Origin of the sequence: Lactobacillus sp. ESL0237, assembly GCF_003692985.1 — a bacterium.
GTDB lineage: Bacteria > Bacillota > Bacilli > Lactobacillales > Lactobacillaceae > Lactobacillus > Lactobacillus bombicola.
The window spans coordinates 1-1,660 of the sequence record NZ_REHE01000022.1 but is presented as its reverse complement, the minus strand read 5'-3'; the positions used below and the strand labels follow the sequence as shown (position 1 = coordinate 1,660).

Here is a 1,660-nt window from a genome sequence, read left to right as displayed (position 1 = left end):
GTTATTTTCTTTTCGCATGGGTCTGCGACTGGGCATTATTTTGCCCGTAATACGCTCCTTGACCATGCTTTCGATAGTAATGCTTATCTAATAAATACTGGGGCACATGACTATCTGCTCTAGTTAACATAAGGGTGTGGTAGTCTTCTTCTGCCACTACCTCTAAAACCTTAGCGTTATAGACTGCCTGGGCGGCCGTTTTCCCCCAACAAAATGGCCCATGTTGGCTTACTAGACTCCCGGGCGTTGCTTCATAATCTAAGTGCCGCTTTGCAAAGGTTCGCACAATGGTCTTGCCCGTATTGCCCTCATAGTCGGCTGTAATTTCGGCTTCAGTTAAGGCAGCCGCTGCTGGTATATCGGTATAAAAGGTATCGGCATGCGTTGTATTCAAAGCTGGTATGTCCATCTTAGCTGCCGCAAAGGCCACCGCCCAAGGTGAATGAGTATGGACAATTCCGCCAATCTTAGGAAAATGGTTGTACAAATAGGTGTGGGTAGGAGTATCGGAAGAAGGGTTTAACTGACCTTCAACTACTTCACCCTTAAGATTGACGACTACTAAGTCCGCTGGCGTTAATTCTTCATAACTAACACCTGACGGTTTAATTACATATAAGCCTTGCTGGCGGTCAATTCCAGAAACATTACCCCAGGTAAAGGTTACCAAGCCCAATTGGGGTAACTGCATATTTGCTTCATAAACTTCTTGTTTTAATTTTTCTAGCATTGTGCTCTCCTTATCTGACTTCTTCTTGTTCAATGCCCACTTGGTCAAACAAGTTAGTAAAAAATTGTTTTGCGGCCTTGACCTGTTCGAGGGCGTCACTGGCACCATTTTCGCCAGCCCACATCTCAATTGTAAAACTACCATGATAATCTAATCTTACTAATAAGCGTAAGAGGCCAGCAAAGTCAACACAACCTTGACCAAAGGGCACGTTTTTAAACTGACCAGGTGACGTTGCAGTGACTTTTTGACTGTCTTTTAAATGAATCGCACAAATGGTATCAATCTGATTTTCAATTTCTGCAGCTACATCTTGATTAGGCCAAGCACTTAAATTACCCAAATCCGGATAAGCCTGTAACCAAGGACTTTTAACTAAATCATGGTAATGCTTAATCTTCGTCAGGTTATTAATAAAGGGATCATCCATCGTTTCAATTGATAGCATAATATTTTTTTGGGCGGCCATATGCACACACTTGGTCAAATTCTCTACAAAATATTCACGCGAAGAAGCCGTCTTTTCTTCATAATAAACATCATAACCCGCCATTTGAATGTTATGAATGCCTAAGTCAACACACAAATCAATTGCCTTTTGCATCATCGTTAATGCCTGCTGGCGAATTTGGGGGTCGGCTGAGCCCAAAGGAAAGCGGCGGTGACCAGAGAGCATTAAGTTATTAATGCGTGTCTTAGTAGCCCACATTAGGTCACGAAATTCCTGGCGTTGCTGGCGTGTCCAATCAAGCCGCGCCAATCGTTGATCACTTTCATCAATCGAAAATTCTAAAAAATTAAAACCTAAGTCATGTGTTAATTCAAACGTTTCCCGCCAGGATAGATCTTGTGGTAAAGCTTTTTCGTAAATTCCGAGTGCATTAGTTGTCATGATGCACATTCAACTCCTTTTTTAACTTGCTTAAATTA

Annotated in this window: 2 protein-coding genes; both read right to left on the bottom strand. The window is 42.2% G+C overall.

Translation table 11 applies throughout. From position 1 onward, the window contains the following. Position 1: 1 nt before the first annotated feature. On the bottom strand, positions 2-730 hold the full coding sequence (locus F5ESL0237_RS08330; RefSeq protein ID WP_122022400.1) for an L-ribulose-5-phosphate 4-epimerase: 729 nt from the start codon (positions 728-730) through the stop codon (positions 2-4). A 10-nt stretch (positions 731-740) separates the two neighbouring features. Next, a complete protein-coding gene (locus F5ESL0237_RS08325; protein ID WP_118895838.1) occupies positions 741-1,622 on the bottom strand; it encodes an L-ribulose-5-phosphate 3-epimerase in 882 nt (293 codons plus the stop codon). Between the last annotated feature and the right edge of the window lie 38 nt (positions 1,623-1,660).

Coding starts and splice junctions, on each gene's coding strand:
- F5ESL0237_RS08330 (WP_122022400.1), bottom strand. CDS start 730: ATGCTAGAAAAATTAAAACAAGAAGTTTATGAAGCAAATATGCAGTTA.
- F5ESL0237_RS08325 (WP_118895838.1), bottom strand. CDS start 1,622: ATGACAACTAATGCACTCGGAATTTACGAAAAAGCTTTACCACAAGAT.